At 70.8% G+C, this 25647-nt stretch carries 22 protein-coding genes; 12 read left to right on the forward strand and 10 right to left on the reverse strand.

All coding sequences use genetic code 11. The features are described 5' to 3' along the window. The first annotated feature begins 57 nt into the window (after window positions 1-57). The 3 genes from D458_RS0114835 to D458_RS34860 all read left to right on the forward strand — a co-directional run bounded on the left by D458_RS0114835 (window position 58) and on the right by D458_RS34860 (window position 3336). On the forward strand, window positions 58-987 hold the full coding sequence (locus tag D458_RS0114835; protein ID WP_017587540.1) for a serine/threonine-protein kinase: 930 nt from the start codon (window positions 58-60) through the stop codon (window positions 985-987). 113 nt (window positions 988-1100) lie between these two features. After that, window positions 1101-1580, forward strand: a complete 480-nt coding sequence (locus D458_RS0114840; RefSeq protein WP_026119317.1) for a GNAT family N-acetyltransferase — start codon at window positions 1101-1103, stop codon at window positions 1578-1580. Window positions 1581-1653: 73 nt separating this feature from the next. Next, complete coding sequence (locus D458_RS34860) at window positions 1654-3336, forward strand: serine/threonine-protein kinase (RefSeq protein ID WP_051049676.1); 1683 nt, start codon at window positions 1654-1656, stop codon at window positions 3334-3336. Between the two features lie 118 nt (window positions 3337-3454). Here the strand turns inward: D458_RS34860 and D458_RS0114850 are convergent, their stop codons facing one another. Then, entirely contained in the window at window positions 3455-4669 is a 1215-nt protein-coding gene (locus tag D458_RS0114850; RefSeq protein ID WP_026119318.1) for an ROK family transcriptional regulator, read from the reverse strand. Between the two features lie 260 nt (window positions 4670-4929). Here D458_RS0114850 and D458_RS0114855 point away from each other — a divergent pair, with 260 nt between their 5' ends. The 5 genes from D458_RS0114855 (at window position 4930) to D458_RS0114875 (ending at window position 10458) form a co-directional block, all read left to right on the forward strand. Beyond that, complete coding sequence (locus D458_RS0114855) at window positions 4930-6216, forward strand: extracellular solute-binding protein (protein WP_017587543.1); 1287 nt, start codon at window positions 4930-4932, stop codon at window positions 6214-6216. A gap of 84 nt (window positions 6217-6300) precedes the next feature. Then, window positions 6301-7281 (forward strand): carbohydrate ABC transporter permease, encoded by a 981-nt coding sequence (locus tag D458_RS0114860; RefSeq protein ID WP_017587544.1) that lies wholly within the window; start codon window positions 6301-6303, stop codon window positions 7279-7281. Next, window positions 7278-8159 (forward strand): carbohydrate ABC transporter permease, encoded by an 882-nt coding sequence (locus D458_RS0114865; RefSeq protein WP_017587545.1) that lies wholly within the window; start codon window positions 7278-7280, stop codon window positions 8157-8159. Before D458_RS0114860 ends, D458_RS0114865 begins: the two co-directional genes overlap by 4 nt. 141 nt (window positions 8160-8300) lie before the next feature. After that, entirely contained in the window at window positions 8301-9767 is a 1467-nt protein-coding gene (locus D458_RS0114870) for a glycoside hydrolase family 3 protein (protein ID WP_017587546.1), read from the forward strand. Window positions 9768-9993: 226 nt separating this feature from the next. Next, window positions 9994-10458: an RrF2 family transcriptional regulator gene (locus tag D458_RS0114875; protein ID WP_026119319.1), complete on the forward strand. Its 465-nt coding sequence runs from the start codon at window positions 9994-9996 to the stop codon at window positions 10456-10458. A 126-nt stretch (window positions 10459-10584) separates the two neighbouring features. Here the strand turns inward: D458_RS0114875 and D458_RS0114880 are convergent, their stop codons facing one another. From D458_RS0114880 to D458_RS0114920, 9 genes are all read right to left on the reverse strand, one after another. Next, window positions 10585-10941, reverse strand: coding sequence for a helix-turn-helix domain-containing protein (locus D458_RS0114880; RefSeq protein WP_017587548.1), 357 nt, complete (start codon window positions 10939-10941; stop codon window positions 10585-10587). Between the two features lie 159 nt (window positions 10942-11100). Next, window positions 11101-11637 carry a CinA family protein gene (locus D458_RS0114885; protein WP_017587549.1) on the reverse strand — a complete coding sequence of 179 codons (537 nt, stop codon included), beginning with the start codon at window positions 11635-11637 and terminating at the stop codon, window positions 11101-11103. A gap of 5 nt (window positions 11638-11642) precedes the next feature. Next, window positions 11643-12257 (reverse strand): CDP-diacylglycerol--glycerol-3-phosphate 3-phosphatidyltransferase, encoded by a 615-nt coding sequence (gene pgsA, locus D458_RS0114890; protein ID WP_026119320.1) that lies wholly within the window; start codon window positions 12255-12257, stop codon window positions 11643-11645. Then, window positions 12254-13687 (reverse strand): 30S ribosomal protein S12 methylthiotransferase RimO, encoded by a 1434-nt coding sequence (gene rimO / locus D458_RS0114895; protein ID WP_017587551.1) that lies wholly within the window; start codon window positions 13685-13687, stop codon window positions 12254-12256. Before rimO ends, pgsA begins: the two co-directional genes overlap by 4 nt. 207 nt (window positions 13688-13894) lie before the next feature. Next, on the reverse strand, window positions 13895-15112 hold the full coding sequence (locus tag D458_RS0114900) for a helix-turn-helix domain-containing protein (RefSeq protein WP_017587552.1): 1218 nt from the start codon (window positions 15110-15112) through the stop codon (window positions 13895-13897). 168 nt (window positions 15113-15280) lie between these two features. Then, complete coding sequence (locus tag D458_RS0114905; protein ID WP_017587553.1) at window positions 15281-17773, reverse strand: DNA translocase FtsK; 2493 nt, start codon at window positions 17771-17773, stop codon at window positions 15281-15283. 516 nt (window positions 17774-18289) lie between these two features. After that, on the reverse strand, window positions 18290-19975 hold the full coding sequence (locus tag D458_RS0114910) for a ribonuclease J (RefSeq protein ID WP_017587554.1): 1686 nt from the start codon (window positions 19973-19975) through the stop codon (window positions 18290-18292). Beyond that, entirely contained in the window at window positions 19972-20943 is a 972-nt protein-coding gene (gene dapA / locus D458_RS0114915; protein WP_017587555.1) for a 4-hydroxy-tetrahydrodipicolinate synthase, read from the reverse strand. The genes D458_RS0114910 and dapA overlap by 4 nt, the downstream gene beginning before the upstream one ends. A gap of 424 nt (window positions 20944-21367) precedes the next feature. After that, window positions 21368-21751 (reverse strand): phage holin family protein, encoded by a 384-nt coding sequence (locus D458_RS0114920; RefSeq protein WP_083936308.1) that lies wholly within the window; start codon window positions 21749-21751, stop codon window positions 21368-21370. 143 nt (window positions 21752-21894) lie between these two features. On the opposite strand from D458_RS0114920, the gene D458_RS0114925 reads away from it, so the two are divergent. The 4 genes from D458_RS0114925 to D458_RS0114940 all read left to right on the forward strand — a co-directional run bounded on the left by D458_RS0114925 (window position 21895) and on the right by D458_RS0114940 (window position 25617). Further along, window positions 21895-22449 carry a GNAT family N-acetyltransferase gene (locus tag D458_RS0114925; RefSeq protein WP_017587557.1) on the forward strand — a complete coding sequence of 185 codons (555 nt, stop codon included), beginning with the start codon at window positions 21895-21897 and terminating at the stop codon, window positions 22447-22449. Window positions 22450-22551: 102 nt separating this feature from the next. Next, window positions 22552-23424 carry a 1,4-dihydroxy-2-naphthoate polyprenyltransferase gene (locus D458_RS0114930; protein WP_017587558.1) on the forward strand — a complete coding sequence of 291 codons (873 nt, stop codon included), beginning with the start codon at window positions 22552-22554 and terminating at the stop codon, window positions 23422-23424. A gap of 72 nt (window positions 23425-23496) precedes the next feature. Further along, on the forward strand, window positions 23497-25086 hold the full coding sequence (locus D458_RS34865) for a serine/threonine-protein kinase (protein WP_051049677.1): 1590 nt from the start codon (window positions 23497-23499) through the stop codon (window positions 25084-25086). Window positions 25087-25122: 36 nt separating this feature from the next. Then, window positions 25123-25617: an NUDIX domain-containing protein gene (locus tag D458_RS0114940; RefSeq protein ID WP_017587559.1), complete on the forward strand. Its 495-nt coding sequence runs from the start codon at window positions 25123-25125 to the stop codon at window positions 25615-25617. Window positions 25618-25647 lie beyond the last annotated feature (30 nt).

The following is a 25647-nucleotide window of genomic DNA, read 5'->3' on the forward strand; positions in this document are numbered from 1 at the left end:
CGAGAGGAGTAAGTGGGTATACGCCTAGGTGTCCCCCACACACACGAGAGACCCGCGATGACACGGACTCCGCTTGACCGGTACGAGCTGCGCGACCCCCTCGGGCGCGGCGGTATGGGCACTGTCTGGCGTGCCTACGACCCCCGGCTCGGACGTGAGGTCGCCATCAAGGAGGTCCACCTCCCCGAGCACCTCTCCCCCGAGGCGAGGGAGGAGGCCAGGGCCCGCACCGCCCGGGAGGCACAGGCCGCCGCGCGGATCGACCACCCCTCCGTCGTGACCGTCCACGACGTCCTCGAACTGGAGGGCACCCCCTACATCGTCATGTCCCTCCTGGACGGGGTCTCCCTCCAGAAGCGGCTCAACACGGACGGGCCCCTCTCCGAGGAACAGGCGCGCCTGCTGGCCGGGCAGCTGCTCCAGGCGCTCCGGGCCGCGCACCGGGCGGACGTGGTGCACCGCGACATCAAACCGGCCAACATCGTGCTCGCGGACCGGGGAGAACGCGCGGTCCTCACGGACTTCGGGATCGCCGGCATTCTCAACAGCGGTCCCGCCTCCGTCCACGCCACCGGTTCGGTACTGGGCACCGCCGAGTACACGGCCCCCGAGCGGCTGGAACGGGACGAGGAGGACCCGGCCTCGGACCTGTGGAGCCTGGGCGTGACCCTCTACACGGCGCTCACCGGCCGCTCGCCCTTCCGCCGGGACGGCCTCGTCTCCACCCTGAGCGCGGTGATGACCGCACCCGTCCCCGGCCCTCCGGCCCCGGGCTCCCTCGGAAGGCTCGTCAGCGGCCTGCTCGTCCGGGTACCGGAGCGCAGGCTCACCGTGGAGCGGGCGCTCGCGCTGCTGAAGACGGTCCCCGAGGCCCGGTCCTCCCCTCTCCCCCGACCGGACCACAGGAGGTGCCGGGCGCCTTTACCGCGACAGGGGGAGACCTCCACGGGTCAGGCCCCCCGGAGGTCTTCGAGTCCGTCGTCCTGAAGGAGCGGTCGGACCGGTGAAACCGGTGGCCGGGCCGGGCGCTTTCCGCGAGGATGACCTCCGACCTGTGAACCACCACCCGGGAGGCGGCCGTGTCGCTGGAGATCCGTCCCATGGAACCGAGGGACCTCGACGAACTCGTCGAGGTGTCACTGGCCGCCGACACGCTCTTCGCGGAGGCCGGGCTCGAGCTCCCGCCGGACGACCCGCGGGAGATGCTCGGCCACGTGGAGCGGGTACTGGTGGCGGTCCCCGACGGGCACGTGCGCGGGCTGGCCGCGACCGTCACCCTGGACGGGGCGACCCACCTGGAGCAGCTGGCGGTCCACCCCGGCCACGGGCGGCGCGGGCTCGGCGGTGCCCTCCTGGAGGCGGTCTGCGCGGACGCCGCCGCGGACGGCCGCGCCCGGGTCACCCTCACCACGTTCCGGGACCTGCCCTGGAACGGTCCCTGGTACGAACAACGGGGTTTCACCGTGCTCCCCGAAGCGAAGTGGGGTCCCGGCCTGGAACGGCAGTGGCAGGCCGAGGAGGCGGCGGGGATCATGGTCCGTCCCCGGATCGCGATGGTCCGGGCGCTGCCGGTCCGCTGACCCGAGCGACACCGCCCGTTCACCGTTCCACCTGCGGGTTTGTCCGCGTTTGAGAGTTTGAGAAGATGGGCTCATGGTCCCCACTGAGCCCCCGGAACCCTCTGACCCCGCCGAGAGCCGCCCCCGGTCCTCCCCTGGCAGGTCCGTCGGTCGCTACGAGTTCCTGGGTGAGCTGGGCAGCGGTGCCATGGGCACGGTGTGGCGCGCGCACGACACCCGGCTGAACCGGGAGGTCGCGGTCAAGGAGGTCCACCTCCCCCACGACATGCCGCCCCGTGAACGCGAGCGCGCCCGGGCGCGGATGGTGCGGGAGGCGCAGGCCGCGGCGCGGGTCTCGCATCCGTCGGTGGTGACCGTGCACGACGTCCTGGAGGCGGACGGGGTCACGTTCATCGTCATGGAGCTGCTGGACGGCGAGTCGCTGCGCGATCGGCTGAAGCGTTCCGGCCCCCTGTCGGAGGCCGAGGTGGAGCGGATCGCCCGCCCCCTGCTGAGCGCCCTGTGGGCCGCCCACAGGGCCGGGGTGATCCACCGCGACGTCAAGCCCGCCAACATCATGCTGAGCGAGGGCGGCGCCCGCCCGGTCCTGACGGACTTCGGGATCGCCAACCTGCCCGACCACGAGGGGACGGCGCTGACCGGAACGGGGACCATCCTCGGAACGGCGGCCTACGCCGCGCCCGAGCGGTTGGAGAGCGACCGGACCAGCGCCGTCTCGGACCTGTGGAGCCTGGGCGCCACACTGTTCGCGGCCCTGGCCGGGGAGTCGCCCTTCAAACGGGACACGCTCACCGCGACCCTCACCGCCGTCCTCACCCAGCCCGTCCCGCCGGTACCCGCCCGCGGCCGGATCGCCTCCGTGGTGACCGGGCTCCTGGAACGGGACCCCCGCCGGCGCCTGCTCCCGGAGCAGGCGCTGACCGTGCTCGAGGCCCCCGAGCCGAGCCGCCCCTCGCCGGAACCGCACCGCCCGCCCTCGGGGCCGCACGGGCGGCTCCATGCCGGACCGGTCGCGCCGCCCGTTCCGGTGGCCCCGGCTCCCCCGTCCGGACGGTCGCGTGCCCCGCTCTGGATCGGCGCCGCCGTGCTCGCGGCCCTGCTGGCGGCGGTCGGCCTGACCCTGCCGAACATGCTCTCCGACCACTCCGGGGCCGAGGTGGCCGCTGACGACACGGCCGGCTCGGACGAACCGGAACCGAGCTCCGACCCGAGCCCCGAGCCCTCCGAGTCCGACCTCCCCGACGACGCCCCCGAGGGGTTCGTCCACTTCGGCGACGGCGTGGTGGAGCTCGTCCTGCCGAAGGACTGGGAGGTCCGGGAGGGGGACGCCGGCGGCGGAAGCGAATCGGCCACCAGGCTGGCCTCGTACGACTTCGACACCGGGGTGGAGACCGGCACGGCCACGGTGGTCGCCACCCGGTACGACTTCCTGGTCCACGACTCCGAGAGCGCCATGCTGCGGATGGAGGAGCTGCTCCGGAGCGACGAGGACTTCAGCGACGTCCGGCAGCAGCGCCTGGACACCGAGGGTATGGGGGGCGGCCTCCAGAGCTCCGTCTACGAGGTGCTGTTCCACCACGAGGAGCGCGACGTCCAGGACCGGTGGATGTTCACCCGGGAGATCACCGACGAGACGCGGGGCATGTCCTACCGGTTGAGCTTCAACTTCCCGGCCGACCTGCGGGACGAGTACCAGGAGGACTTCCAGAGCGTCCTCGACTCCTTCGGCCCCGACGGAGCCGGCGTCAACGACTGATCCGCCGGCGCCTGGGAGCGTGTCCTCGAGGCCTTCCGTCCCCGGTGGGGCACAGGGCCGCGCCCCGGCGGGTGAGGGTGCCGGGGCGCGGTGCCTGTGCGGGTGCCTCCCGCACGGTTCAGACGGTGGAGGAGAACACCTCGTCGCGGGCGTGTTCCAGGGCGTGCAGGAGCGCTCCCCGCACGACCGGGCTGCCCTCGACCGACCCGAGCGCCACCTCGGTGCGGTTGGGCGCTATGCGCGCGGTGGCGGCCTGGACCCGTTCGGCCAGTTGGGGGCCGCCCGCCTGGGCGACGTCGCCGCCCAGGACGACCAGCCCGGGGTCGATGATCACGCTGACCGCCGCCACCCCCCGGGCCAGCCGGTCGGCGAAGGCGTCGAGGAAGGCGGACTTCTCGGGGCTGTCGCAGGCGGAGGCCGAGGCCACGACCTCGGTGACGTCGGCTCCGGTGATGCCGTGCTCGGCGGCGAGCTTGACCACCTGCTTGGCCTTGACCAGTGCCTGGAAGCCGTGCGGCAGCTCCCGGTCGCCCTTGTCCTGGAGGGACTCGTACCCGCCGGACAGACCGACGTCGACCGGCATCGGAGCGCCGGGCACCGGCAGGTAGCCGATCTCGCCCGCGCCGCCGGAGCGGCCCCGGTGGATGCGGCCGTTGATCATCGTGGACATACCGACACCGCCCGCGGCGCTGAGCCAGATCAGCACGAACTCCTCGACGCCCTTGGCGGCGCCCTCGGAGTGTTCGGCCAGGGCGGCCAGGTTCACGTCGTTCTCGAGGATGACCGAGCGCTTGAGGTCGGTGCGCAGCGCCTCCAGGACGCCCTCGTGCCAGGACATGAGGTCGAAGGAGAAACGGATGTCGCCGGTGCGCGGATCAACCACGCCGGGGGTGCCGATGACGCAGGCCCGGACCTTGTCCAGGGGGACCCCGGCGGCGTCGGCCAGACGCCTCACCGCGGTGTGCACGAGGGCGACGGGGTCGTCGGAGGCGCTGGGGTCGACCGTGACGTCGCTGATGATCTGGCCGGTGATGTCGGCGATGGTCGCGGTGACGCGCCCCGCCCGGACGTCCAGGACCGCCACGTAGGCGCTCTCGGGGACGACCGCGTAGAGGGCGGCGTTGGGCCCCCGGCCGCCCGCCTGGCTGCCGACCACCCGGACGAGGTCGCGCTCCTCCAGACGGGAGAGGAGCTGGGACGCCGTCACCTTGGACAGGCCCGTCCTCGTTCCGAGTTGGGTCCTGGTCAGCGGACCTCCGGACAGTAGGAGTTCCAGCGCTGCGCGGTCGTTGAGTTGGCGCAGCAGCCGGGGAGTCCCCGGACGTTGAGACATAACCGTGACACCTCACCCTGTTTTTATTAGGAAAGTTTCCTGTTAATTTAGCTCACAACCTCACAGGAGGTCACGTCCCGGCAGGTCCACAGCTCTTCCGGACCACCGGTACCCGCGCCGGCGGGGCGGCCACAACCAGTGCTGTCCCAGCACACCCCCCACTAGAGACGTCGAGGCGCCCGGTATCTGTACATGATCCCAGGTCGTTTCGAGCACAGGCGCCGAGCCCCGGCGCGTGGTGCGAAGGGAGATGGATTCACATGAGGTTCCCCAAGATCGCTTTGGCCTCGGCCGTGGTGATGCTCGCGGCCGCCTGCGGCGGTGGCTCCGGCGACGGCGACAGCAGCACTTCCGGCGACGCACCCGACACCCTGACCGTGTGGCGCATGGGTGACGCCAGCGAAGAGCAGAACGCCTTCATGGACACGGTGACCGGGCAGTACCAGGAGCTCTACCCGGACACCGAAGTCGACATCCAGTGGATCCCCTGGGGCGAGTTCAGCCAGCGCTTCCAGACCGCGATCATCTCGGGCGGCCCCGACGTCGTCGAGATCGGCAACGACCAGGTGCCCACCTGGGCCGAGGCCGAGGCCCTCTACGACGTGTCCGAGTTCGTCGGGGACTGGGAGGACCGCGACGACCTCCTCGAGGGGGCCTACGCCAACGGTACCTTCGGCGACGCCCAGTACAGCGTGCCCTGGTACAGCGGCGTCCGCGCCCTCTGGTACAACACCGACTGGCTCCGCGACCTCGGACACGAGCCCCCGGAGACCTGGGACGAGCTGGTCGAGGTCTCCGAGGACATCGAGGACGAGTACGGCGTTCCCGGTTTCGCCGCCCCGACCGACTTCCTCAACGGCATCGCCAGCTTCGTCTGGGCCAACGGCGGCGAGTTCGCCACCCAGGACGGCGACGAGTGGGTCGGCCAGCTCGACTCCCCCGAGACCACCGAGGCCCTGGAGTTCTACGCCGGCCTGACCGTCGACGGCATCTCCCCGGCCCCGTGCGTCGGCCTCAACGAGGTCGACTGCGCCCACGCCGACTTCGTCAACCGCGAGATCGGCATGTTCATCGACGGCCCCTGGGCCCGCGCCCAGCTCGAGGACCTCAACGACGAGCACGCGGACCAGTGGGCCACCGCACCCATCCCGGGAGTGGACGGCATGGCCCCCGCCTTCGGCGGCGGCTCCGACCTCGCCGTGTGGGGCACCACCGAGCACCCCGAGGCCGCGTTCGACTACATCACCGTGCTGAACAGCAAGGAGAACGCGCTCCCCTACAACGAGGTGTCCTCCATGTTCCCGACCTACGGGGACGTCCTGGAGAGCGACGCCTTCCAGGAGGACCCGGTCCTGGCCGGTGCCGCCACGCAGGCCACCGGTGACCTGCGCCTGTTCCCGGACACCCCCAACTGGGGTCACGTCCAGTGGGAACTGGCCACCATCCAGAACGCCGTGCAGCGCCTGGCCGAGGGTGAGTCCGCGGACGACGTCCTCCCCGAGCTGAACGAGGAGCTCACCGAGGCGCTCAACCGCGACGAGGAGTAGCCACCACCGCGTGTCCGCCACGCACGCACCAGGGGCGGCCGCCCGTTCGGCGGCCGCCCCCGCTCAACCCGCCAGGAACGGCTCATGACACAAACGCTGGAACGCCCCACAGAACCCGAGGCCGAACGGCCCGGGCGGAGGTCGGGCCTGTCGCGCCGAACACGCCTCAGGCTCGTTCCCTACCTCCTGATCCTGCCCGCGCTGACCGTGCTGGCCGTGGTCCTGCTCTGGCCCATCGGCCAGATGCTGTGGATCTCGCTGCACGACTACGGTCTGCAACAGCTGCGGGGGCAGGAGGCCGACTGGAACAACTTCGGCCACTACGCCTACGTGCTCACCGACGAACGCTTCTGGTCGGTCTTCCGAAACACCATCATCGTCTGCCTGTCCATGGTGGTCCTGACGATGGTCCTCGGAACTCTCGTCGGCATCCTGATGCACAAGCTGCCGAAGTGGGCCTCCACCACCCTGGGCCTCGGACTGATGCTGGCCTGGGCCACGCCGGTCATCAGCGCCGCCATCGTCTACCGCTGGCTGTTCGACACCAGGTACGGGCTGGTCAACACCATCCTCGAGAGCCTTCCGACCTGGCTGGTGGGCGCGGACTGGAACGAGTTCAACTGGTTCAACTCGCCGCAGACGCTGTTCCCGATCCTCGTCATCACCGTGGTGTGGCAGTCGTTCCCGTTCGTGGCGATCAGTGTCCTGGCCGGGCTCAAGAGCATTCCGAACGAGCTCTACGAGGCCGCGCGCATCGACGGCGCCACCGCCTGGCGCAGCTTCTGGAACGTCACCTTCCCGATGCTGCGGCCGCTCTTCGCGCTGCTGCTCATCCTGCAGGTGATCTGGGACTTCCGGATCTTCACCCAGCTGTTCATCCTCGCCGGCGGCATCACCAACCGGGACATCCACCTGATCCCGACCTACATCTTCCAACTGGGCTTCGCCTCGACCCCGCCCAACTACGGCATGGGTTCGGCGATCGCCGTGATCATGACCGTCCTGGTACTCGTGATCAGCGCCTACTACCTGCGCGCCATGATCCGCCAGGAGGAGGCCCGATGAACAACGTGTACCGCCTGCGCAGGTTGCTCGGCAGAGCCGGCGCCTACCTCGCCGCCCTCGCGGTCTTCGTCTTCGCGGTCTTCCCCGTCTACTGGGTCCTGGCCACCGCGCTGCGCCCCACCGGGGAGATCTTCACCCGCGAACCCACGCTCTTCCCGCGCGAGATCACCTTCGAGCACTTCGAGCGGGTCCTGTCGGGCGTGCTCATCCCCGGCACCTCCTTCTGGTCGTTCCTCAGCAACAGCCTCGTCGTGACCGTGGGCTCGGTGGCCTTCACCGCCCTGCTCGCCCTGCTGGCCGCGATCGCCGTGGCCCGCTTCAAGTTCAAACTGCGCTCGGCGTTCATCATCATGCTGCTGGTGATCCAGATGGTCCCGGTCGAGGCGCTGATCATCTCGCTGTTCATCAACTTCTTCCACCTGGGCAACGCCCTGGACCTGGAGCTGGTCGGCAACCTGAGCGGTGTGTTCGTCATCTACGTCGCGGTCTCGCTGCCGATCACCATCCTGATGATCCGCAACTTCGTGTCGGCGGTGCCCAAGGAGCTGGAGGAGGCCGCAGCGATCGACGGCGCCAGCGGGTGGACGATCTTCTGGCGCATCATGATGCCGCTGGTCGCACCCGGCCTGGCCGCCGCGAGCATCTTCGCGTTCATCACCGCGTGGAACGAGTTCCTCGTCGCCTTCACGTTCCTGCAGAACAACACCGGCGCCTACACCCTGCCGATCTCCCTGCAGTACTACTTCGGCGCGGTGTCCATCGAGTGGGGTTCGATCATGGCCGCGTCGACCCTGTTGACCGTCCCCGTGATGGTCTTCTTCCTCTTCGTGCAGCGCCGCATGGTCTCCGGCCTGACCATGGGTGCGGTCAAGGGCTGACCGGCCCGGACACCGCCGGGGCGGGCCGCACGGGCTCCGTGGGAGCCCGCCCCGAAACCGCGACACCACACCAACGCACCCCTATCCCCGCCACGCGTCTGCCCTCGCCCGGGCACCCTTGCTCACCGAACGGAGTTCGTCATGCCGCACGACCCGACACTGGAGCGTCTGGCCAACGCCACGCTACTGGTGCCCTTCGAGTCCCTCCAGGCCCCCCGATGGATCCTGGACGGGTTGGCGGACGGGATCTCCGGCGTCTGTCTGTTCCACAACAACATGGAGAGCCCCGAACAGGTCACCGCGCTCAACGCGCGCCTGAGCGAGGCCGCGGACACCCCGCTGATCTCCCTGGACGAGGAGGGCGGCGACGTCACCCGCATCGGCCAGGCCCGGGGCAGCGACTACCCCGGCAACGCCGCCCTGGGCGCGGTGGACGACACCGACCTCACCCGGGCCACCCTGCGCGCCATGGGCCTCCAGCTCTCCGGTCTGGGCTTCAACCTGGACCTGGCGCCCTCGGTGGACGTCAACGTGGCCGACGACAACCCGGTGATCGGCACCCGCTCCTTCGGGTCCGACGCCGAACTCGTCGCCCGCCACGCCGCCGCCTCCGTCCAGGGCCTCCAGGAGGCCGGTGTGGCCGCTTGCGCCAAGCACTTCCCCGGCCACGGCGCCACCTCCCAGGACTCGCACCACGTGCTGCCCCGGGTGGAGGCCGACGCCGACCTCCTGCGCCGCCGCGAGCTGCTGCCCTTCAAGGCCGCCATCGACGCCGGGGTCCGCTCCATCCTGACCGCGCACATCGAGCTGCCCGGCCTGGGCGTCGAGGGCCCCGCCACGCTCAACCGCGCCGTGCTCAACGACCTGCTCCGGAACGAACTGGGCTTCACCGGTGTCGTGGTCAGCGACGCCATGGACATGCGGGGCGTGAGCGGCGAGATCGGCATCCCCGAGGCCAGCGTGCTCGCGGTGGCCGCCGGATGCGACCTGCTCTGCCTGGGCCGGTTCGTGTACGCCGACCAGGTCGCCCAGGTCCGCACCGCGCTGGTCGAGGCGGTCGGTGACGGCCGCCTGTCCGGCGAGCGCCTGGAGGAGGCCGCCGAGCGCAACGCCCGGCTGCGCGCCTGGATCAAGCGGTCGGCCGAGGAGCGCACCCGGGCCGGGGGCACCGAGCGGATCGGCCTGGCCGGCGCCCGCCGCGCCACGCGCGTGGACGGCGACGTCCCGCCGCTGGAGAACCCGTACGTGGTCGAGGTGGACGCCCCCGCCGGCATCGCCGTCGGCGAGGTGCCGTGGGGCCTGGGTCCCTGGTTCAGCGACACCGTCCGGGTCTCCCCCGAGACCGACGAGCCCTCCTCGGTGCTGGCCGCCGCCTCCGGCCACGACCTGGTCGTCGTGGTGAGGGACGCGCACCGCTACCCGACCGCCCAGGCGTTCGTCAGCGCTCTGCTCAGCGCCCGCCCCGAGGCCGTCGTGGTGGAGATGGGCCTGCCCATCTGGCGTCCCGACTGCGGCGCCTACGTGAGCACGTACGGCGCCGCCCACGTCAACGGACTGAGCGCGGCCGAGCTCCTCGGCTCCGCGGGCGCCCTCGAGGCCACCAAGTAGGCCCGAGGCCCCCGAGGCCCCGGAGGTCGTCTCCCCCGTCGGTCCGGTCCTCACTCCGCGTGGGGCCGGGCCGACGGTCTGTTCTTTTTCGGAGAGCGAAGAACGTCGCGCATGTCCCCGAAAGCCGGTAGGAGAAGTACTCTTGGCCTGCAACATCCCGGCCGCGGACGACACTCGTCGGCGCCCGGTGCCCCATTCGCCCTTCTAACCACGGCATAATCACAGCATGCGCCTTTCAGCCCGGGTCGACTACGCGCTTCGCGCGGCCGCAGAGCTCGCTGTCGCCGGCGACGGTCCGGTGACGGCCGAGCAGCTCGCACGCGCGCAGGCCATCCCCGGAAAATTCCTAGAGAACATCCTCACCCAGCTACGCCGCGCCGGCCTGGTGCGCAGTCAACGGGGTCCCGTTGGCGGCTACTGGCTCGCCCGGCCCGCGGCGGAGATCTCCCTCGCGGACATCATTCGAGCGGTCGACGGCCCGCTCGCCAACGTGCGCGGGGAACGCCCCGAGCACGTCGACTACGACGGGGCGGCCCGCAGCCTGCAACAGGTGTGGATCGCCCTGCGCGCCAGCGAGCGCGCCATCCTGGAGGGGGTCAACCTCCAGCACCTGGTCACCGACGAACTTCCCGAACAGGTACGCGTCCTGGCTGACGACCCCGAGGCCTGGGTCAACCACACACACCGCTGAGCGGCGTCCCCGCGGGGCGGTTCCCCGGGGCTCCCCACATCAAGAAGCCGGTCACCCCGCGGGGTGACCGGCTTCTTGATCGAAAGCTGTGCAGTGTGCGCTGACGTGTGAACGTGGGGCCGGGTGTCAGACACCCGCCATGTCGGCGACCTGGGGAACACGATCCGGAACGGACGCGATGCCGAGGTCCTGCGCGGGGACGGGGTCGGTCGTGACCGCGTCGCCCAGCAGTGCGGCCTCCTGGAGCTCGGCCAGAGCCAGCTGGTCGGAGACCTCTCTCAGAACCTGCGAGAGCGGGACCCCGAGGGCCCCGCAGATCGAGGAGAGCAGTTCGGAAGAGGCTTCCTTCTGCCCGCGCTCGACCTCCGACAGGTATCCGAGGGAAACCCGTGCATCGGCCGACACCTCGCGGAGAGTGCGGCCCTGGCGCTGACGCAGCCGCCTGAGCACGTCACCAAGTAGGTGACGAAGCAGGACCATCATTCGCGCTCCCTCCCACCGGTAGCGACCTTCATATACAACACCGTACCTGCCCCACGCCCGATTCGGGCACCTGTTGCCGTCCTGTTCGCTGGAGGGGGAACCGCATCCGAGGGTGGTTTTGTTCCCGAGCCCCCGGGGGAGGAGGGCCAGCCGGAGGGATCAGGCCCGGGTGTTTCCCGCCACGTCCCCGCGAACGGCGGTCCTCAGGAGCCTCAGCGCACCCTTGACCGTGTGGTAGCGGATACCCGCACGATCACCGGTGAAACTGAACCGGACGACCTCGGTGTGTGAGTCCGGTCCCGCCACCGCCGCGTAGACGGTGCCCACGGGCTGTCCGTCCTGGGGCTCGGGCCCGGCCACTCCGGTGACCGCCACCCCGTAGTCAGCGCCGACGAGTTCGCGCACACCCCGTGCCATGTGGGCGGCGACGTCGGGGTGGACGGCGCCGTGCTCGGACAGCAGGTCCTCGGGGACCCCCAGCACGGCGGCCTTGGTGTCGGTGGCGTAGGTGACGGCCCCGCCCCGGTAGGTGGCCGAGGTCCCGGGAACCGCGGTCAGGTGGGCCCCGATGAGTCCTCCGGTGAGGGACTCCGCGGTGGCGCAGGTGGCTTCGGCCTCGAGGAGGGCGCGGTGGGCCGCCTCCGCGGCCTCCAGGGCCGCCTCCTCGAACTGGACTCCGATTCCCGACTCAGGCACCGCTGCTACTCCCCCACTCCGTTCTGGGCGCCCTTGGCGCGTACCAGGCGAACCGCGTCGGCCACGTAGGTCAGACCGGTCCAGAGGGTGACGGCCAGCGCTGCCGCCATGACACCGTGCGCGATCCAGACGAACACGTCGGTGAACGGCAGCAGGTCCAGCGGGAACAGGTAGATGCTGATCGCCACGATCTGCAGGACGGTCTTGAGCTTGCCACCGCTGCTCGCCGGCATGACCCCGTAGCGCAGGACCGCGAAGCGCAGGGCCGTGATGCCCCACTCCCGCAGCAGGATGGCGATGGTCACCCACCACCACAGGTCGCCCTGGACGGACAGCACGATCAGCGCGGCGCCGGTCAGCGCCTTGTCCGCGATGGGGTCGACGATCTTGCCGAAGTCGGTGACCAGGTTCCGGCGGCGGGCCAGTTCACCGTCGACGCGGTCGGTGATGGCGGCGATCACGAAGACGGCGAAGGCGGCGAGCTGCCAGCCGAGCCCGTCCAGGAACATGAACCAGACGAAGACCGGCACCATGACCAGGCGGCTCATCGTTAGGATGTTCGCGATGTTCCACAGCGGGGCTTGGGGGGCGGACGAAGCCGCGGGGTCGTGGGTGCTCATCTGTCTCCGGCTTCCCCGTCCTGCTCCGCGACGAGGTCCGCTCCCGCCGACTGGATGACGGTGGCGCGCACCAGGTCCCCGACGGCGAGGTTCTCGCCGTACAGGATGGTGCTGCCGTCGACCTCGGGCGCCTGGTGCTCGGCGCGGCCCTCGTAGGCGCCGTCCTCCAGGACGGACTCCACCAGGACCGTCACCTCGGTGCCGATGCGCTCCTCGGCCCGCTGGACCATGAGCTCCTCGGCGAGGCGGTTGAGCGTGTCCACACGCTCCTGGATGACCTCGTCCGGAACCTTGTTCTCGTGGGTGAGGGCCTCGGTGCCGTCCTCGTCGGAGTAGCCGAAGACGCCGATGGCGTCCAGGCGGGCCTCGCTGAGGAAGGACACCAGCTCCTGGAACTCCTCCTCCGTCTCGCCGGGGAACCCGACGATGAAGTTGGACCGGGCGCCGGCCTCCGGAGCCTTCTTGCGGGCGGTCTCCAGCAGCTCCAGGAAGCGCTCGCGGTCGCCGAAGCGGCGCATGCGGCGCAGCAGGGGGCCGCTGGCGTGCTGGAAGGAGAGGTCGAAGTAGGGCACCACACCGGGGGTGCCGGTGAGCACGTCCACCAGTCCGGGGCGGACCTCGGCGGGCTGGAGGTAGCTGACGCGGACACGCTCCAGGCCCTCGACGGCGGCCAGGCGCGGCAGCAGCTTCTCCAGCGCGCGCACGTCGCCCAGGTCCTTGCCGAAGGACGTGGAGTTCTCACTGACGAGGAAGACCTCGCGCACGCCCTCGCCGGCCAGCCACTCGGCCTCCCGGACGATCTCGTCGGGCTGACGGGAGATGTAGGCGCCGCGGAAGGCCGGGATGGCGCAGAAGGTGCACCTCCTGTCGCAGCCGGAGGCGATCTTGAGGTTCGCGACGGGTCCGCCGGTCAGTCGGCGGCGCGGGGTCGCGGCGCGGTACGGCAGCTCGGTGCCCTCCGCGCCCTCGGACTCCGCGAACGCGGCGTGCCCGGGCACGTGGACCTGGGAGGCGTCGCGCTCGGCCGGGCTGATCGGCAGGAGGGTGCGGCGGTCGCGCGGGTCGTGCGGGACCAGCTCGCGACCGGCGACGACGTCGTCGAGGCGGTCGGTGATGGCGGCGTAGTCGTCGAACCCGATGACGTTGGCCTCGGGGAGGGCGTCGGCGAGTTCGGACCCGTAGCGCTCGGCCATGCAGCCCGCGGCGACGACCTTCCCGCCGCCCTCGGCCGCCTCCAGAAGGGTCTCGATGGAGTCCTGTTTGGCGGCGTCGATGAACCCGCAGGTGTTGACGACGGTCACGTCGGCCTTGGTGTCGTCGTCGACGAGGTCCCAGCCGCCAGCGGCAAGGCGACCGGCGAGCTCTTCGGAGTCGACCTCGTTACGCGCACACCCCAGGGTGACGAGTGAGACAGTACGGCGCGATGACATGGCTTCCAAGCGTGTGGGAGAGCTTCGATTGCTGCGGGGCGCGGCGCGGCCGGAGGCCGGGGTACCCGGTCGGCTCGTGCTCGCACGAAGGCGTCGACTGGCGCCGCCCGCAGCCCCCCACACTACCGTGGTTGACCAACCCACCCGTACCCCGGCCTGCGCCGTGCCGGGTGCGCGCGCTCCCGCACCCGGCAGTGAAGCCGCTCGTCAGTCGTCGAAACCGTCGGCGCCGACGCTGATCTCCTTCACCTCGCCGCTGTTCCCGGCGGGTCCCTGGTCCTGCCCGTCGACGGCCACTCCGACCGCCCCGGCGTTGCCGACCCACAGGGTCAGCGGTTCCTCGGTGACGTAGTCCTGCGTCTCCCCTTCGAGGAGGAAACCGGTGAACAGTGCCTCACCCCCGGTGTCGGTGACCTTGACCCAGCTGCGGTCGGAGGCGGTGAGGGCGACGGTGAACTCACCGGCGGCCTCTTCGGCCCCGTCCGCCTCGGCCGTCTCAGCCACCTCGGCCGCCTCGGCCCGCTGGTCGGGGCCGGAGACGCCCTCCTTCGGCAGCACCGCGGAGTCGACGGTCTCGCCGCCGTTGGACCGGGCGGACTCGAAGGCCGTGCGGACGGGGTTGTCGTCGTCCCACCCCTGCCAGGTCCGGACGCCCACGAACACGGCGGCGACCAGGATGAGGCCGACCACGGCCCAGGGCCAGTGCCGTCGGACGCTCTCCGCCCGGCGGGTGCTGGTCCGGGTCACGACCGGCCGGGCGGCGGTCCGGGTCGCCCCGGCGCCGGCAGCGGTGGCGGTGGCGGCCGTCCTGTCAACGGCCCCCTCCCCGGCCGGAGCGCCGGGAGCGCCCTTCTGCGCCCCGTCGTCCGCCCCTCCGTCCTCGGGCCTGCTGTGCCTGCCGGGCCGCCGCGGTCCGGGCACCGAGGCGGCGGCAGCCGCCGCGGGCGCGCCCCTGGGGCGGTTGCGGCGGGGCGGCCGGGCGAGCTTCTGGTTGCGTTCGAAGTGGCCCCAGCTCTCGGCCCGCTGCTCCGGATCGGCGTCCTCGTCGCCGATGCTGCGGGGAACGCCCCGGGGCGCCCCTTGGTCGGTGGCCCCGGTGTGGGCCTGTCCGCCCTGGGCCGCGGCGACCCGGGACGCCTTGGTTCTGGCGGACGGGTGCCGGGGCGGGGGAACGAAGGTGGGCTTCTCCGTCGAGGCGTGTTCGCGGTCGTACTCCTCCAGGAGCGGTTCGGGGTCCAGCCCGAGGAGCTTGCAGATCCTCCGGATGTGCCCGCGCGCGTAGAAGTCCCCTCCACAGGGGACGAAGTCCTCGTTCTCGATACCTCTGAGGACCTGCATGCGAATACGTGTACGTGTGCTCAGGTTCTCCAAGGAGCAACCCGCCGCGATCCGTGCGGCGGACAGGGTCTGGCCGATCGTCGCCATGCGCACTCCCCCCGCGACTTTCTGTGCCTACGTGAACCCACTCTGCTACCCGGAACCCCCCACCGCAGGACACCACGCCCCATGAAGCCATCAAGATCGCACCAAATCGGGCGACCCGGACGTGAAGGTCCGCGGAGCGGCGGCCCGGCCGGACCGGAGGGGACCGACTCAGTCGCCCCTGATGTCGGCGAGCACCGCCGCGAGGTCGTCGGCCTGGACCAGGACGTCGCGGGCCTTGGAACCCTCGCTGGGGCCGACCACGTCACGGCTCTCCATGAGGTCCATCAGGCGGCCCGCCTTGGCGAACCCGACCCGGAGCTTGCGCTGGAGCATCGACGTGGACCCGAACTGGGTGGTGACGACCAGCTCGACCGCCTGCAGCAGCAGGTCCATGTCGTCGCCGACGTCCTCGTCGATCTCCTTCTTCTTGGTGTCGGCGACCGCGACGTCCTCGCGGTAGCTGGGTTCGGACTGCTTCTTGCAGTGCTCGACGATCCCGCGGATCTCCTTCTCGCTCACCCAGGCGTTCTGGAGCCGGATGGGCTTGCCCGCGCCCATCGGGAGGAAGAGCGAGTCACCCTTGCCGACCAGCTTCTCCGCACCGGGCTGGTCGAGGATGACACGGCTGTCGGCGAGGCTGGAGGTGGCGAAGGCGAGCCGGGAGGGGACGTTGGCCTTGATCAGACCGGTGACCACGTCGACGCTGGGGCGCTGGGTGGCCAGGACCAGGTGGATACCGGCGGCACGGGCCAGCTGGGTGATGCGCACGACCGCGTCCTCGACGTCACGGGGCGCGACCATCATCAGGTCCGCGAGCTCGTCGACGATCACCAGCAGGTAGGGGTAGGGCTCGTAGACGCGTTCGCTGCCCGGCGGGGCGGTGAGCTCACCGGTGCGCACCGCGGCGTTGAAGTCGTCCACGTGCCGGTAGCCGGAGGCGGCGAGGTCGTCGTAGCGGCGGTCCATCTCCCCCACCACCCACTGGAGGGCCTCCGCGGCCTTCTTCGGGTTGGTGATGATGGGCGTGATCAGGTGCGGGATGCCCTCGTACATGGTCAGCTCGACCCGCTTGGGGTCGACCAGGATCATGCGCACCTCGTCGGGGGTGGCGCGCATCATCAGCGAGGTGATGAGCCCGTTGATGCAGGTGGACTTACCGGCGCCGGTGGCACCGGCGACCAGTACGTGCGGCATCTTCGCGAGGTTGGCCACGACGTTGGAGCCCTCGACGTCCTTGCCCAGGCCCACCAGCATCGGGTGGTCGTCCGAGGTGGCCGCCGGTGAGCCCAGGACGTCGCCGAGACTCACTATGTCCTTGTCGGTGTTGGGGATCTCCACACCGATCGCGGACTTGCCGGGGATGGGCGACTGGATGCGCACGTCGGCGCTCTTGACGACCAGCGAGATGTTCTTGGAGAGCGCGGTGACCTTCTCGACCTTCACCGCCGGGCCGAGTTCGATCTCGTAGCGGGTGACCGTCGGGCCGCGCGTGAAACCGGTGACCTCGGCGTCGATCTTGAACTGGTCCATGACCCCGGTCAGGGCCTCGACCACTTCGTCGTTGGCCTTGGTGCGCGGTTTGACGGGGGTGCCGGGCTTGAGCATGGCCGGGGCGGGCAGCTCGTAGTCGCCCTCCACCACACGGGAGGGGATCGAGAGCTGCTCGGTGGTGGCCGGCGCCGGCGTCGGGTCGGGGACCGGGGTCTTGGCCTTCTTCCGGGCGCCGGACTTCTTCGCGGCGGCCGCGGCCTCCTCCTCGTCGGTGAGGGCGGGGGCGATCGTGTCCGGCTCGGGCTCACTGGGCAGGACCGGGCTGTCGTAGGGGCGTTCGTGGTCGCCAGCGACCGTCCGGGCCTCGGCGGCCTCCGCCTTGGTCCTGCGCTTGCGGGGCTTGGCGGGCTTCTTCTCCGGATCCGCGCCGAGCAGCCCGATTCCGGAGTCGGGGCCGGTGTCGCGCTCCATGAGGGCCCCGAACAGGGTCTGGAGGCGGTCCGGGATGCGGCGGATCGGGGTCGCGGTCACCACGAGGATTCCGAAGACCAGCACCAGGGCGAGCAGGAGGCCGGTGAGCCAGGGGGTGACCACCGCGCTGAGCGGCCCGGACGCGACGAAGCCGATGACGCCGCCCGACTCCTGGAGCCCTTCGACACCGTCGGCGGGCTGCGGAATGCCGTGCGCGATGTGGATGAGCCCGAGCAGGCCGAGCATGATCGCGGTCACCCCGATGAAGAGCCGCCCGGCGTCGCCCTCCTTGCCGGTGCTGGGGGTGCGCATCAGCTTCACGGCGATGGGCAGGAAGAGCAGCGGCAGGATCGGGGAGAAGGTGCCGACGCCGCCGACGACCACGAAGCGGGTGGCCTCCAGCAGCGGCCCCTCGCTCTGCCACCACACGGCAGCGGCCACGAGGATGCCCAGGGCCAGCAGGATCAGCCCGATGCCGTCCCGGCGCAGGTCCGGGTCGAGGTCGCGGGCGCTGCGCCCCACCGCGCGGGCCGCCCCGCCCACGGTGTGCGCGATGAGCTTCCACAGCACCAGCAGGAACTGGCCGAAGAGGGTGACCACGTAGGCGATGGGCCCGTCGGGCATGCGCTTCTTCGCCGCGGGCTTGCGCGCGGCGGGCTTCTTGCGCCCTGAACCGCCTGAGGAGGCACGCGTGGCCATCGGGGGGTCACCTCCACGGGGGACGGGGTCGTTTTCCGGTCCCGGGCACAGCGACCCGGCACGGCGGGAAGCCTACTAAGGCGTCCACCCCGGAGCACGAAGCCCGTCCGGCGTGTCGCCACCCGAGGGTGGTGGCGGGTGACGGGTGGGCCGAAGCGAAGCGGAGGCCCAAGGGGGTTGCCGTGAGGGCGCCGGGAGGGTTCTGGAGGTGCCGAAGGTGGGATCGCGAGGAACGAGCCATCACACCGTAGGCGCCGAAGGTTCCTCCCCTTCTGGGCGCCCGAACACGGGCCGAAGCGAAGCGGAGGCCCAAAGGGGTTCTCGTTCGAGCGCCGGGAGGGTTCTGCAAGAGGAGTCAAGCCGCCGCGAGGAACGAGCCAGGCGTAGACGACGATGAAGAATCCCTCCGCAAAGGCGCCGAACACGCACCGAAGCGAAGCGGAGGTGCAAGAGAGAACAGCCGAACGGCCCGAGGCGCACTCCGCGCTCTCGGGCCGTTCGGCGTCTCGTGTCCGGTCAGACCTCGACCAGAACCGGGATGATCATGGGACGGCGGCGATAGGTCTCGTTGACCCAGCGCCCCGTGCTGCGGCGGATGAGCTGACGCAGCTGGTGCGGGTCGTTGACCCCGTCGGCGGCCGCCTTGTCCAGGGCGTCCTGCAGCTTGTCGATGACGTCGTCGTAGGCCTCCGCGCCCATGCCCGCGCCCCGGGTGTGGATCTCGGGCTCGCCCAGGATCTTGCCGGAGTTCGAGTCCACCGCGACGACGACGGAGATGAAGCCCTCCTCGCCGAGGATGCGGCGGTCCTTGAGCGCGGCGTCGGTGACGTCGCCGACCGAGGAGCCGTCCACGTACACGTAGCCGGCCTGCACCGCACCGACGATCTTCGCGCGGTTCTTGTACACGTCGACCACCACGCCGTCCTCGGCGATGACGACGCGGTCGCTCGGGACGCCCGTGAGCTTGGCCAGGTCGGCGTGGGCGCGCATGTGCCGCCACTCGCCGTGCACCGGCATGAAGTTGCGCGGACGCACCATGTTGAGCACGTACAGCAGCTCGCCGGCGGAGGCGTGGCCGGACACGTGCACGAGGGCGTTGCCCTTGTGCACGACCTTGGCGCCCCAGCGGGTCAGGCCGTTGATGACCCGGTTGACCGAGTTCTCGTTGCCCGGGATGAGCGAGGAGGCGAGCAGGATGGTGTCGCCCTCCTCGATACGGATCTGGTGGTCCCGGCTGGCCATGCGGCTCAGCGCCGCCATGGGCTCGCCCTGGGAGCCCGTGCACACCATGAGCACCTGGTCCGGGGGCAGCTTGTCGAGCTGCTTGACATCGATGATGGTGTCACCGGGGATGCTCAGGTAGCCCAGGTCGCGCGCGATGTTCATGTTGCGGATCATCGAGCGGCCGACGAAGGCGATCTTCCGGCCGTGGCGTACCGCGGCGTCGATCACCTGCTGGACGCGGTGCACGTGCGAGGCGAAACAGGCCACCACCACACGCTTCTCGGACTGGCGGAAGACCTTGTCGATGGCCTCCGTCAGGTTGCGCTCGTTGACGACGAAACCGGGCTGCTCGGCGTTGGTGGAGTCCGACAGCAGGATGTCGACGCCCTCGTCACCGAACCGGGAGAACCCGGCCAGGTCGGTGAGGCGGTTGTCCAGCGGCAGCTGGTCCATCTTGAAGTCACCGGTGTGCAGCACCGTACCGCCGGGGGTGCGGATCCCCACGGCGAGCGCGTCCGGAATGGAGTGGTTGACCGCGAAGAACTCGAGGTCGAAGGGGCCGAAGTCGTGTCGTTCCCCCTCCTCCACCAGGACGGTCTCCGGCTTGATGCGGTGCTCGCCCAGCTTGGCGCTGATCAGCGCCAGGGTGAGCTTGGAGCCGACGATCGGGATGTCGGCCCGCTCGCGCAGCAGGAACGGCACGCCGCCGATGTGGTCCTCGTGCCCGTGGGTGAGCACGATCGCCTCGATGTCGTCGAGGCGGTCCCGGACGTAGTCGAAGTCCGGCAGGATCAGGTCGACGCCGGGCTGCTCCTCCTCGGGGAAGAGCACGCCGCAGTCGACGATGAGCAGACGGCCGTCGTACTCGAAGACCGTCATGTTGCGGCCGATCTCGCCGAGCCCGCCGAGCGGGACGATGCGAAGGGCGCCCTTGCCCAGGGGCGGGGGCGGGCCGAGTTCGGGATGCGGGTGACTCATACGGAACCCTCCGTGAGACGTTCGACGCGCACAGCGCTGGCGGGCACGGCCTGGTGCGGGGCGAGCCCGATCGGGCCCTTGACCCCGGCGGCTGCCAGGTCCTCGCGCAGGAGTGCCTGGAGCTCGGCGGACGCGTCGGCGAGCGGTGTGCGGACCGGGCCGGAGGGAAGCCCGAAGAGGTTGAGAATGGCCTTGGTCGTGATGACGCCCTGGGTGCGGAACATGCCGGTGTAGACCGGGGTGAGGCGGCGGTGGATGGCCAGCGCCTGGCCGACCTCACCGGCCTCGAAGGCGTCGATCATGTCCTTGAGGTCGCTGCCGACGATGTGGCCGACGACGCTCACGAAACCGGCCGCGCCGACCGACAGCAGCGGCAGGTTCAGGATGTCGGTGCCGCAGTAGTACGCCAGGTCGGTGCGCTCCATGACCCAGGAGCTGGCGCCGACGTTGTCCTTGGCGTCCTTGTTGGCGACGATGCGCGGGTGCTCGGCCAGCCGGACCAGGGTCTCGGAGGCGATCGGCGTCCCGGTGCGGTGCGGGATGTCGTAGAGCATGACCGGCAGCTCGGTGGTGTCGGCGATCTCGGTGAAGTGCCGGATCAAGCCCTCCTGCGGAGGCTTGTTGTAGTAGGGCGTGACGGCCAGGAGACCGTGCGCGCCCGCCTTCTCCGCGGCCTTCGCGAGCTTGACGCTGTGGCGGGTGTCGTTGGTGCCGACCCCCGCGACGATCTGGGCGCGGTCGCCGACCGCCTCGACCACCGTGCGCAGCAGGCGGTCCTTCTCCTCGTCGCTGGTCGTGGGCGACTCGCCGGTCGTGCCGCTGATGACGAGGCCGTCGTTGTGCTGCTCGTCCACCAGGTAGGTGGCGAGTCTGGCGGCGCCGTCGTAGTCGAGCTCCCCGTCCTCGAGCATCGGGGTGACCATCGCGGTCAGCATCTTGCCGAACGGGCGGTACTTGTTGTCCATCATCGTGTGTGAAAGGCTCTCGGGCCCTCTGCCGGGAAGGCATCAGGGCCCTAGGCTGCCCCTCCTCCTCTCCATGTGCGTAAGAAACAAGCGGTGTGTCCCGTGCCGGGAACTTTCCTCCGTACACGGGTGAAGACGGCGCTGAGCGTCCGTCACCGCGACCGGCGAACGCACCGGACGCGGGAAAGTCTGTGTGCCCCGCGCACGTGTGAGTGCGTGGGAGCGGATCCGGTTCTGCCCCCGTCCTCGTGGGTTGAGGTGAGGGGCCGTCCCTGAGGACGGAACCGGTGGGCGGTGCCCACTGGAGCCTATGCGCCCGACCGACGCCCCGGTGTGTGAACCTACCCGCACCGGGCCCGCGCCACGCGGGTGGGGCCCGGGATCACCGCAGTTGGGAGACGGTGTGCGGGGGTCGTTCGGGTACTGCTCAGTCGTCCTGCTTGTCCGGGAGGAACATGCTGGCGACCCAGCTGACGACGGTCACCACGATGGCACCGAAGAAGGCCGCGGGCCAGAAACCGGCCACCTCGAAGGGGAGCTGGAACAGACCGGCGATCCACCCGGTGAGCATGAACAGCAGCGCGTTCACGACCAGGCCGATGAGGCCGAGGGTCAGGGCGTAGAAGAGGCACCCGACAGTTTTCACGATCGGTTTGATGACCGCGTTCACCACACCGAAGATCGCACCGACCGCGAGGTAGGTGATGATCTGACCTGTGGTGTCCTGCGTCGTGACCTCGATCCCGGAGACGAGGAGGACAGCGACCCAAAGGGCCAGCGCGTTCACGATAACTCTGATAATGAGGCTCACAACGTAGATGTTCCCATGCCGTGGCAAGGTCCGGAAACTCCGGCGTGGGTGAACTTGTCGTACGGTGCATCCCACCTCGGCTCCAGGCGGTCCCCGGCCGCCCCGAAAACCCCGTGTTCTCCGAAAACCCTGAGAGGCCCCTCGTGTCCAGTGCCCAGTTCGTCCGTCCCGCCCGCTCCGCCGACGTCGACACGGTGGTGGACCTCCAGGTCGCGTCGTGGCGTTCGGTGTACGGGGAACTGTTGCCCGAGGAGGTGGCGGAGGCGCTCTCCGGCGAGGAGGCCCGCGGGCAGTTCCGCGAGCAGTGGACGGCGGCGCTGGAGTCCCCGCCCACCTCCAAGCACCGGCTCGTGGTGGCCACCGACGAGGACGGCGGGGTGCGGACCGTGGTCGGGTTCGCCGCGTTCGGCCCGGCCGGGGACCCGGACCTGTGGCCCGCCAAGGACGCCGAGGTGTTCGCGCTGCACGTGGACCCGGAGCGGGTTCGGGAGGGCCACGGCAGCCGTCTGCTGAACTCGTGTGTGGACCACCTGGTGGAGGCCGGGTTCGGCACGGTGCACGTGTGGACCCCCGAGGAGGACAACGCGCTGAGGTCGTTCTTCGAGGCCTCGGGGTGGCGCGCGGACGGCGCGCGGCGGGAGATCGACATGGGGCGGCTGGTGCCGATGGTGCGGCTGCACGCGGCCATCTCCGAGTAGGGCCGCGGAGCGGCGGGACGGCGACGGCCAGGTACTACCGTTGAGTAGTTGTCTCGGCGCGCCCCTCGGTGCGCCTTCCGTCTCGAACTGGAGGACCGGCGCGTGGCCACGGTCAGTGAATGGGTCTCGGGGCTGCGCCCCCGCACACTTCCGAACTCGGTCGTCCCGGTGGCGGTCGGCACCGCGCTGGCCTTCTCCCTGGACGGGTTCGTGTGGTGGAAGGCACTGCTGGCCCTGGTGGTGTCGATGGCGCTCCAGGTGGGCGTGAACTTCGCCAACGACTACAGCGACGGGGTCAAGGGCACCGACACGGCGGAGCGCACCGGGCCCACCCGGCTGACCGCGTCCGGGCTCGCCGCGCCCCGCCAGGTTCTGGCCGCGGCGCTGGGCAGTTTCGCCTTCGCCGGTGTGGTCGGCCTGGTCCTGGTGGCGACCACCTCGTGGTGGCTCCTGCTGGTCGGCGCGCTGGCCATCGCCGCCGCCTGGTACTACACCGGCGGTGGGACGCCGTACGGCTACCGGGGCCTGGGTGAGGTCTCGGTGTTCGTGTTCTTCGGCGTGGTGGCGGTGGTGGGCACGGTGTTCGTGCAGCTGGAGGCGGCGCCGTGGCAGGCCTGGGTGGCCTCCGTGCCGGTCGGGCTGCTGTCCTGCTCGGTGCTGGTGATCAACAACCTGCGCGACATCCCCACCGACAAGGAGACCGGCAAGATCACCCTGGCGGTGCGCCTGGGCGAGGCCGGCACACGGCGCCTCTACGCGGGCATGGTCATCGGTTCGTACCTGGTGGCGCTGGCGCTGACCCCCGCGTCCTGGTGGGTGCCGCTGGTCCTGCTCTCCGCGCCCCTGGCCGTCCCCCCGCTGCGCCGGGTCCTCGGCGGGCAGGCCGGCCGTGACCTCGTCCTGGGCCTGGGCGAGACCGGCAGGCTCCAGATGGCCTTCGGCGTGCTGTTCTCGGTCGCCCTCGCCCTGGGGTGACCCCGGGGCCCTCGCCAGGCCTGTCCACCGTTCGACCCTCCCCCGGAAGTCCTCCTCCCCCGGAAGGCTGTCATGACCAGTACCGGTAACAACGTCCCCCGGCTCGTGGCGGACCGCTACGAGATCCACGACGAACTCGGACGCGGCGGCATGGGAGCGGTCTGGCGCTCGTGGGACCGCGTGCTGGGGCGCGACGTCGCCCTCAAGGAGATGGTCCTGCCCGCCGGCACCTCCGAGGAGCAGCGCTCCGCCTTCCACGCGAGGATGCGGCGCGAGGCCCGGTCCGCGGGGCGCCTGGCCGACGAACCCGGCGTGGTGACCGTGCACGACATCCTCGACGTCGACGGCGACCCGTGGGTGGTCATGCAACTGGTCCGGGGACGCTCACTGCGCGAGGAGGTCGCCGAGCGCGGTCCCCTGCCGGTGGGGGAGGCGACCCGGATCGCGGAGGGGCTGCTGGAGGCTCTGAGGGCCGCGCACGCCCGGGGGATCGTCCACCGCGACGTCAAGCCCGGCAACGTCATGCTGTCCGAGGACGGCCGGGTGCTCCTCGCCGACTTCGGGATCGCGACCATCGCCGGCGAGGACGAGGTGACCGAGGACGGGGCCCGGATGGGCTCGGCACCGTACATGGCCCCCGAGCGGCTGCGCGGCCAGGGCCCGGCGCAGCCCCCGTCGGACCTGTGGGCACTGGGCGCGACCCTGTACACGGTGGTGGAGGGGCACCACCCGTTCCGTCGGGGCGAGACGGGCCAGACCATCGCGGCGGTGCTGTCGGACCCCCTCCCGCCGCCGACGCGGTCCGGTGCGCTGGCCCCGCTGATCACGGCCCTGTTGGAACGCGACCCGAACCGCCGCCCCACCGCGGAGTCCGCCCTGGCGGCCCTGCGGGACGGTACTGCGCCCCCGGCGCCCCCTGTATCGCCGAGCGGACCGGCAGCCGGTCCGCCGACCGGACCGATGACCGGCCCGGCGGTCCCCCAGGCGGGGCCCGTCGCCACGGGGCCGGCGCCCGCGGGGGTTTCCGACGGTCGCGGCCGCATCCTGCTCTCGGCGGTGGCCGCGACCGTCGCGCTCGCGCTCGCCACGGCTCTGGGCGTGTACCTGCTCCTCCCCCGTGAGGTCTCCGTCGACTACGACAGCTACTCCACGGACGGTTTCCTGGTCGACCACCCGCGGGGTTGGGAGCAGGAGGTCCATGGTGAGGAACCGCACGTCCAGAGCTCCTGGGGCTCGGTGTCCTTCTTCCCGCCGGAGGGAACGGAGGGGTTCCCGGAAACCGGGATGGCCGCCGGCTGGTACACCTCCCCCGAGCACGAGGACGCCGTCACCGAGTCCATGGAGGCGTGGGAGTCGACCGTGGACGAACTCGGACTGGAGGACCACGACCAACGGATCCTGGACGCCGACGACTACGTCGGCATTCCGGGCTCTTGGAACGCGACGGTCTTCGAGGACACCTACACGGGCTTCGAGCACACCGCCCTCGAGATGGGCTGGGACCAGGACCCGGAGCGGTTCAGCACCGCCCTGCAGATCCACGTGCACAACGGAGAGAACACCATCGCGTACTGGATCGCCTGGCAGGGGCCGCAAAGCGAACGCCGGTCCTACGAAGCGGTCATCCGCGACACCTTCAACTCCTTCACCCCCCGGGGATGAGCCGCACGTCTCGGAGTACGCCCTAGGATCGACGGCGTGAGTTCCCAGAGCGACGAGGAGTTCTTCGCGAACCTGCCCGCGACCCGGGGCGCCGCGGGCGCGCTCATCCGTTCGGCGGCGGGCGACGTCCTGCTGGTGAAACGCGTGTACGCGCCCGACGAGCCCTGGGGTGTCCCCGGCGGGATGATGGAGGCCGACGAGTCCCCGCTGACCGCCTGCCGGAGGGAGATCGCCGAGGAGTTGGGCGTGTCAGCGCGCGTACGCGCCCTGCTGGTGGTGGACTGGGTGCCTGCCCTGCCGCCCCGCACCGCCGCCCACCAGTGGCTGTTCCGCGTCGACGTCGCGTCGACCGGCTTCCGTCTGCCGCCCGAGGAGCTGTCCGGATGGGAGTGGGTCCCGCCAGCCAGGCTTCCCGACCACCTGCCCGCGCGCGTGGCCCGGCGTATGCTCGCGGCGGTCTCGGCGGACGACAACCAGAGCGGACCGGCCTACCTGGAGCACGGACACGCTGTCCTACCTGGCCCTGTCTGAGGTGTTACCCCGGGTACCATCCTCGACGGT

Source organism: Nocardiopsis ganjiahuensis DSM 45031 (assembly GCF_000341085.1).
GTDB lineage: Bacteria > Actinomycetota > Actinomycetes > Streptosporangiales > Streptosporangiaceae > Nocardiopsis > Nocardiopsis ganjiahuensis.